The sequence below is a fragment of the Nonomuraea sp. NPDC003201 genome, assembly GCF_053590415.1.
In genome coordinates this window covers 1-7369 of record NZ_JBSFTC010000427.1, presented here as the reverse complement: position 1 = coordinate 7369, position 7369 = coordinate 1, and the positions used below count along the sequence as shown (strand labels likewise).

The window sequence follows — 7369 nt, the reverse complement described above, 5'->3', positions numbered from 1 at the left end:
CCGACCGCTCCCGCGGCGCGCCGCTCACCGCGTAGGCCGCGGCCCGCTGCGGCCCGAGCCGCGACCCCTGGCGGAACGCCGTCGCGAACGCCGACCGGCCCAGCGCCGCGCGGGCCTGCTTCGTGCAGCGCTCGTGCGAGGTCGCGTGGTAGCTGATCCACTCGGGCGAGGTCCCCACCGCCTGCCACATCGCGTGCGCCGCCCCCAGCAGCGCGGCGGCCCGGTCGTGCTCGTCCCGCGCGCCCGCGAGCCAGGCCAGCACCTCCAGACACTGGGTCAGGCACCACCGGTCGTTGATCCTCCCGGTGAACTCGGTGGCCGCCGTCAGCAACGCCTCCGCGCGCCGGCGCTCGCCCAGATTCCAGTGCGCGACACCGAGCGCGAGCTGCGCGTACGCGCGGAAGACCAGGGCCCGCCGGCTCTCGCACAGGGTCAGGAGCCGCTCGCCGAACTCGCTCGCCTGGCGGGGATCCTCGGTCGAGCCGTACGCGGCCCCGACGTAGAGGTTGAACATGATGCCGTCGATGTCGCCCATGGCCTCGTGGATGGCGAGGGACTCCCGGATCAGCGCCAGGCCGCGCCGGGCGTCGCCGGTGAAGAACGCCGCGACGCCCGAACTGCGGATGCCGTGCGCCACGAGCTGCTCGTCGCCCTCCCGGCGGGCGAAGGCGATGAATTCCTCCAGCCGCCGCGTGGCGGTCACGGCCTGACCCTGGCGCAGGGAGAGCAGGCTGTCGGCCCAGACCCCCAGCGCACGGCACCGGCTGCCCTCCGGCACCAGTTCCAGGCCGCGTCCCAGCCAGTAGCGGCCCTCCGCGAACGATCCGGCCAGGAGCCAGAAGCACCACATCGCCGACGCGGCCTCCAGCTCCATCGGCGCCAGCGCGAGGTCGCTCAGGCACACCTCCAGGGCGACGCGGATGTTGGGCAGCTCCCGCTGCAGGAGCAGGTAGCGGTCCAGCTGCTCGGGGACCATCCGGTCGATCCGGTGCTCCGTCACCAGGTCCCGGTAGTGCTTGGCGTAACGCCGGCGCAGCCGCCGCTCCTCGGGAGGCGGCAGCTGCTCGCAGCCGTACGCGCGCAGGGCCTCCGGCATGCGGTATCTGGAGCCCTCCCTGACCAGGACCGACTTGTCCACCAGCCCGGTCAGGTGGTCGAGCACGTCGAGCCGGTCGATGCCGTCGCCGGAGCACACCGCCTCGGCGGTCTCCAGGTCGGCCCCGGAGGGGAACAGCCCCAGCCGCGCCCACAGCCGCCGCTCCCCGGCCGAGCAGAGGCGGAAGCTCCACTCCATGGTCGCGCGCATCGTCTGGTGGCGGGGCAGGGCGGTGGGCGTCTTCGCGATCAGCACGTCGAAGCGCTCCTCCAGCTCCCGTGCCAGGCGTTCGAGCGGCATGGAACGCAGCCGGACCGCCGCGAGCTCGATCGCCAGCGGGATGCCCTCCAGGCGCCGGACCAGCTCCGCCACGGGCGCCACGTTGCGCGCGTTCAGCCGGAAGCCGGGGACGGCGCCCGCCGCGCACGCCACGAAGAGCCGGACGGAGTCGTGGCGGCCGACCTCCCTGACCGTGTGGCCGCAACCGGGGCCGGGATCGGGAGTGGACAGCGGAGTGACCACCAGCACCTGCTCGCCGGAGACCCGCAGCGTCTGCCTGCTGGTCGCCAGGACCTGCAGCCGGGGCGCGGAGCGCAGCAGCCGGTCCACGAACCGGGCGCAGACCGCGCTCAGATGCTCGCAGTTGTCCAGGACCAGCAGCATCCGCTTGCGGGACAGGTAGTCCACCAGCACGCCCATGGGGTCGCGGCGCACGTCACGCAGCCCCAGCGCCATGGCGACCTCCGACTCCAGCAGGTCGCCCGTCTCCAAAGTGGCCAGCTCGATCACCTCGACCCCATCCTGGTAGGCGTCCCGCAGCAGCTCCGCGGCCCTGAGCGCCAGCCGGGTCTTGCCGACGCCGCCCGCGCCCGTCAAGGTGAGCAGCCGGGACCTGCCCAGCAGCTTCCGCACCATGGACAGCTCCTGGGCCCGCCCGACGAAGGTGGACTTGTCGGTCAGAACGCCGGCGCCGGACCTCATGGGGAGCTCCCGGGAAGCAGGCCCTGCTCGCTGACCCAGGCCGCGATCTGGGAACGCGAGTTGAACCCGAGCTTGGTCAGGATGTGCTCGACGTGTCCCTCGGCCGTGCGCTGGGCGATCACCAGCGCGGAGGCGATGGCCTTGTTGGTCATGCCCTGGGCGACGAGCCGGGCGATCTCCATCTCCCTGCGGGTGAGCGGCGAGGCCGGGGCCGCCGTCGCGGGCTTGGCCGGTTTCACGCTCTCGCACATCGCGTACGCGAGCGCGTCGGCCGGGGTGAGCTCGGTGCCCCTGCGGAAGGCGGCCTCGAACTCCTCCTCACCGAGGCGCTCGCGCGCCAGCGCCTCGGAGGCGTCGTGGTGGCCGGACAGGTAGCCGAACGGGGGAGCGCCGAACGACCGCCAGCGCTCCTGCGAGGCCCCGAACAGCACGGCGGCGCGCTCGGGCGTGCCGTCGGCGGCCATCCACGCCAGCGCCTCGATGCACAGGGCGGTGCCCAGCCGGTCGTCGAAGGGCCGCTTGAGCCGGATGGCCTCGCGCTCCATCTCGACCGCCCTGGCCACGTCGCCCTCCCGCCACACCTCGATCCCGTACACCCACAGCGTGTACGACCTGAACCAGTGGTCAGCGCGGGCCTCGCAGGCCTCCAGGCCCTCCTTGAAGCGCGTGACCGCCTCGTCGGGATGGCCGAGGAGCGAGTGGGCGGTGGCCAGGTACAGCAGCGTGTTCACCACCCCCATCGGGGCGTCCGCCTCGCGGTAGCCCGCCACCGCCTCCTCCAGCAGGGCCGCCGCGCCGGTGATGTCGCGCTGGAGCAGGGTCGCCAGGCCGGAGACGTAGGAGATCTCGGCGGGGATGGCCGCGCCGTCGAGCTGTTTCGCCAGCTCGCGGGCCTCCTCGAGCATGTCCGCCGCCAGCGCGAAGTCGCTCTGCAGCACCGCCAGCCGCGCGTTGACGCACAGCGCGTTGGCGCGCGCGGTCGCCGCCGCGTCACCCCCTGTGTCGCCTGCCGCGAGCAGGCGGTCGAGCCAGTCGCGGGGCTCCCGCAGCGACCCGGTCGCGATCCAGTAGAACCGCAGCGCCGTGGCGATGGCCAGGCCGCGCACCGCCTCGCCCGGCGTCGTGAGGCAGTAGTCGAGGGCGCTGCGGATGTTGCCGTGCTCGGCGCGCAGGCGGTTGAACCAGGCCACCTGATCGGGGCCGAACCACTCCCGCTGCCCACGGCTCGCGAGGTCCGCGAACCAGTCGCGGTGCCGGGCCCGCAGCGCCGCCTCGTCGCCCGACTCGCGCAGCCGGTCGCGGCCGTACTGGCGGATCGTCTCCAGCAGCCGGTAGCGCACCGTGGTCTGGTCGCCCTCGCGGGCCAGCACCGACTTGCCCACCAGGCCGACCACCAGATCGACGACCTCGTCGGGCTCGATGCCGTCGCCGGCGCACACGTGCTCGGCCGCCTCCAGGTCCAGGCCGCCGGAGAACACCGACAGCCGGGCCCAGAGCAGCCGCTCCTGCTCGGTGCAGAGGCCGTAGCTCCAGTCGATCAGCGCCCGCAGCGTCTGCTGGCGGGGCAACGCGGTACGCGCCCCCATCGTGAGCAGCCGGAACCGGTCGTCCAGCCGGGCCAGCAGCTGCTCCACGGAGATCGCCCGCAGCCGGACGGCCGCCAGCTCGATCGCCAGCGGGATGCCGTCCAGCCGCCGTACGATCCGCGCCACGCTGTCCTGGTTGTCGTCGGTGACCTCGAACCCCGGCAGCACGGACTGGGACCGGTCGGCGAACAGCCGGATCGCGTCGAACTGTTTCAGCGAATCCGTGGACGACCGCGAGCCGTCGAACTCCGGCATGGGCATCGGCGGAACAGGCATCGTCTGCTCGCCCACGACGCCGAGCGTCTGCCGGCTCGTGGCCAGGATCCGCAGCCCGGGCGCGGCGCGCATGAGCGTTTCGGCCAGCGCGGCGCATTCGTCCAGGAGGTGCTCGCAGTTGTCCAGGATGAGGAGCATTCTCTTGTCACGCAGATGATCCGTGAGCACCTCTATGGAGGGCCGTACCGAACGGTCCTGGATTTCCAGGCATTCCATCACCGTCTGCACCAGCAATTCGGGGCTCTCCAGCCCCGCGAGCTCGACCAGCCACACGCCGTCGGGGTAGCTGCGCCGCAGGTCGAAGCCGACCCGCATGGCGAGGCGGGTCTTGCCGACGCCACCGACGCCGATCAGGGTCACCAGCCTGGCATCGGACAGCAGCCGCTTGACCTCGGCGATTTCGTGCCGCCTGCCGATGAAGCTGTTGAGCTCGGCGGGCAGGTGACACGAAACGTTCGGTGCGGTTGTGGTCATGAATGCTCCAACGGCTCCGGTGCTCGGATCACCGCGCCTCCGGTGCCCGAGCTTCCACTCCCAGATTATTCGGTGAAGGTACCCCTCGCACTTTGTCGTTTCCGTGCGGGTGCAGTCGGCCAAGCAAATCCCCATTTTCCGGAAAAATTGGGAAAAGTCGGTGGCTAAATGGCGGCGCACTTTACCGATGCGAGGACATAGCTTTGCCCGGCGGGATTTTGTCTTTAGACATCTCGGGCATGGATGCAGACGGCGACCCGGAGTTTCAACTCGCCGGGAAGGAGACGATCATGGCGACGTCAACGTCACCGTTCGCATTCCACCGTGGTGGTTACTCGGGCTGGCTCGGATTCGCCGGCACCCTCTCGATGGTGCTGGGTATCTTCAACATCATCGAGGGCGTCATAGCCCTGTTCAAGACGTACTTCTTCGTCACGCCCGGAGGCCGACTCCTGGTGTGGAACTACACCGCCTGGGGCGTGATCTGGCTGGCGATCGGCGTCCTGATGTTCGCGGTGGGGCTCGGCGTGCTGGCCGGGCAGACCTGGGCCCGCTGGACCGGGGTCGTCCTGGCCGGGCTGGCGATGATCGGTCACTTCGCCTTCATGGTGGCTTTCCCGCTCTGGTCGGTGATCGCGATCGCGCTCTGCGCCCTGGTCATGTACGGCCTCATCGCGCCGCCCAAGGGGGCCACCGGCGTTCCCGCGTGACGACTGACGGGGTCCCGTGGCGTCACCGGAAGGTACGCCGATCTCCTCAGCGGGCAGGAAGCCTGGAGACCCGGGCCGTCGCCAGCGTTGCGAGCGCGCCTGACGGCGGGTCAGAGCCAGCCGGCCTCGGTGGCGATGCGGACCGCGTCCAGCCGGTTGCGGGCGTCGAGCTTGGTGACGATCGCCCCCAGGTAGTTGCGTACCGTGCCCCTGGTCAGGTGGAGCGCGGCGGCGATCTCCGGGAGGTCGTCGCCGCCGGCGGCCCGGCGCAGCACGTCCACCTCGCGCGGTGACAGCGGGTTCGCCCTGGCCGCGATGGTGGCCGCGGCGAGGGCGGAATCGACCACCGTCTCGCCCGAGTGGACGCGGCGCACGGCCGCGGCGAGGTCGGCGGGCGGCGCGTCCTTCAGCATGAACCCCTGGACGCCGGCCGCCAGCGCCCTGCGCAGCACCTCCGGCCGGCCCAGTTGGGTGAGGACGAGCACGCGGCAGCCGGGGACCCGTTCGCGGAGCACGGCGGCGGCCTCGATGCCGTCGATACCGGGCATCTGCACGTCCAGCACGGCCACGTCGGGCCGGTGCGCCAGCGCCGCGGGCAGCACCGCGTCCCCGTCCGCCGCCTCGGCGACGACCTCGATGTCGGGCTCCAGGCGCAGGAGCGAGGCGAGCGCCCCGCGGATGAGATGCAGGTCCTCGGCCAGCAGCACCCGGATCACTCTCGACTCCCCCCGAAGCATGGGGACCATGATATTTCCGATGTCCGGTTCGTGCGTTTCACCTGCCGGATCGAGGTGCCTGGCACTGGTCCGGGACCGGCCGGGTTCGCGATCTTGGGAGGCATGCAGAAAGCCCTGTTCCCCGGCCTGACGACCGTACTGGCGACCGCACTGATGACCGGGCTGACGACCGGGCTGCTGGTGTGCGGCCTGTCCGGCGGTGCCGCCGCCGCCTCCACCGACCTGGAGGACGTCGGAACGCTGGTCGACCAGGTGGTGCCCGCCCAGCTCGCCGCGCACGGGATCCCCGGCGCGGCGGTCACGGTGGTGTCGGGCGGCGGGCAGGTCTTCTCCCGCGGGTACGGCTACGCCGACCTGGCCGGGCGTGTTCCGGTGGACGCGGCCCGCACGGGGTTCTTCACCGCCTCTACGGCCAAGACGTTCACCGCGATCGCCGCGCTCCAGCTCGTCCAGGAGGGCAAGCTCGACCTGCGCGCCGACGTCAACACGTACCTGAAGACCTTCAAGATCGAGAACACCTTCCCGGGACGGCCGGTCACCCTGGAGCACCTGCTGACCCATACGGCCGGCTTCGCGGACAACGTGCTCGGCTCGTCCTGGGAGGACCCCGGAGCCGCCGAGCCGCTGGCCGAGGTCGTCAAGAACGGCCGGCCGGAGCGGGTGCGCCCGCCGGGGACCGTCCTCGCCTACGACAACTACGCCTACAACCTCGCGGGCTACCTGGTCGAGGTGGCCTCGGGCCGGCCGTTCGCCGAGTACGTGCGCTCGCGCATCCTCGGGCCGCTGGGCATGGAGGGCACGTCATTCAAGGCGCCGCTGCCCGCCGCCCTGCTCGGCACCCTGGCCCGGGGATACAACGGGGACGTTCCGTACAAGCGCTACTACGGGTCGCCCGCCTCCGGGGCCGGGCCCGTCACCACCGCCGCCGACATGGGGCGGCTGATGATCGCGCTGCTGGGCGACGACCCCCGCCTGGGCGGGAACGTCGGCACGACCATGATGACCCGCCACTACACGCAGGACGACCGGCTCCCCGGCATGGGGTACGGCCTGGAGGAGACGACCAGGAACGGGCACCGGATCTTCTCCAAGGGCGGGGACATCAACGGCAGCCGGACCAGCCGCGGCCGGTGGGCGGGGACACCTCGGCGTACGCGGGGACGTACACCTCGACCCGGATCCGCGGCGACCTGCTGAGGTTCGGCGCGCTGTTCACCAACGTGACCGTGGAGGCGGCGGGGGACGGGACGATCACCACGACGGGCCTGTCCCGCGACCCCGCCAGACCCGTGCAGACGTGGCAGCTCGTCGGGCCGGGGCTGTTCGCCGAGCGGGGCGGACAGGAGCGCATCGCCTTCGACGGCCACGGCCTGCTCGCGGGCGGCCATCAGGAGGAGGCGGCCACGTTCGAACGCTCGGCCGCCGGCCTGCACGTGTGGCTGGTCTACGCGGGCCTGGCCGCGTTCGTGCTCGCCGGGCTCGGGATGCCGGTCGCGGCGCTCGTCCGCA

At 71.9% G+C, this 7369-nt stretch carries 5 protein-coding genes and 1 pseudogene; 3 read left to right on the top strand and 3 right to left on the bottom strand.

Annotation, left to right across the window (positions count from 1 at the left end; translation table 11 throughout):
- Together ACWDX9_RS56635 and ACWDX9_RS56630 are read right to left on the bottom strand one after the other, a co-directional pair.
- Window positions 1–2077 (bottom strand): ATP-binding protein (locus ACWDX9_RS56635; RefSeq protein ID WP_449971259.1); only part of this gene is annotated, 2077 nt, incomplete at its 3' end.
- Complete coding sequence (locus tag ACWDX9_RS56630; RefSeq protein ID WP_449971256.1) at window positions 2074–4413, bottom strand: ATP-binding protein; 2340 nt, start codon at window positions 4411–4413, stop codon at window positions 2074–2076. The genes ACWDX9_RS56630 and ACWDX9_RS56635, both read right to left, overlap by 4 nt.
- Before the next feature lie 290 nt (window positions 4414–4703).
- Here ACWDX9_RS56630 and ACWDX9_RS56625 point away from each other — a divergent pair, with 290 nt between their 5' ends.
- Window positions 4704–5123: a DUF7144 family membrane protein gene (locus tag ACWDX9_RS56625; RefSeq protein ID WP_449892624.1), complete on the top strand. Its 420-nt coding sequence runs from the start codon at window positions 4704–4706 to the stop codon at window positions 5121–5123.
- 110 nt (window positions 5124–5233) lie between these two features.
- Here the strand turns inward: ACWDX9_RS56625 and ACWDX9_RS56620 are convergent, their stop codons facing one another.
- The gene (locus ACWDX9_RS56620) at window positions 5234–5839 is read right to left on the bottom strand and encodes a response regulator transcription factor (protein ID WP_449971261.1); all 606 of its coding nucleotides are present in this window, start codon (window positions 5837–5839) and stop codon (window positions 5234–5236) included.
- 123 nt (window positions 5840–5962) lie between these two features.
- Here ACWDX9_RS56620 and ACWDX9_RS56615 point away from each other — a divergent pair, with 123 nt between their 5' ends.
- Entirely contained in the window at window positions 5963–7057 is a 1095-nt protein-coding gene (locus tag ACWDX9_RS56615; RefSeq protein WP_449971254.1) for a serine hydrolase domain-containing protein, read from the top strand.
- A pseudogene (locus ACWDX9_RS56610) lies at window positions 6991–7369 on the top strand (hypothetical protein); the annotation flags it as partial. The gene ACWDX9_RS56615 and the pseudogene ACWDX9_RS56610, both read left to right, overlap by 67 nt.